Below are 485 nucleotides of genomic sequence, written 5' to 3' on the forward strand. Positions count from 1 at the left end.
GCTCAACCGGGCCTTTGTCAAGATCGCCGACGCCAAGGTGCGCCGCAGGATCATAGACCTGGTCAAGTCCCTCTCCGCCGACGATCCCGACTGATCCTCAATCACGCCAGGACCGGCGGCGCCCCGCCGCCGGTGGCACAAGATAACGGCATCGACATTCATGCCAGAGCCGAAGCACCGCTTGACGAGCGGCGCTTCGCCCCGCTAACACGTGGCGCGCCAAAATCGGCAGCCTGCCGATCGTTTTTCAAGAGGGGACACCCGTGACGCGGCAGAACTACTTCTTTACCTCGGAATCCGTTGCCGAGGGCCATCCTGACAAAGTCTGTGACCGGATTTCCGACGAGATCGTCGATCTGGTCTATCGCGAAGCCAAGAAGACCGGCATGGACCCGTGGAAAGTCCGTGTCGCCTGCGAGACGCTGGCCACCACCAACCGTGTCGTCATCGCCGGCGAAGTGCGCGTCCCGGAAACGCTGCTGAAG

Annotated in this window: 1 protein-coding gene and 1 pseudogene; both read left to right on the forward strand. The window is 62.5% G+C overall.

The features are described from left to right. A pseudogene (locus tag EOA22_RS39455) lies at nucleotides 1-94 on the forward strand (transcriptional regulator); the annotation flags it as partial. A 169-nt stretch (nucleotides 95-263) separates the two neighbouring features. After that, nucleotides 264-485 (forward strand): S-adenosylmethionine synthetase N-terminal domain-containing protein (locus EOA22_RS36930; RefSeq protein ID WP_245478823.1); only part of this gene is annotated, 222 nt, incomplete at its 3' end.

This window comes from Mesorhizobium sp. M7A.F.Ca.US.014.04.1.1, assembly GCF_003998745.1.
In the GTDB taxonomy this organism is placed as follows: domain Bacteria; phylum Pseudomonadota; class Alphaproteobacteria; order Rhizobiales; family Rhizobiaceae; genus Mesorhizobium; species Mesorhizobium ciceri.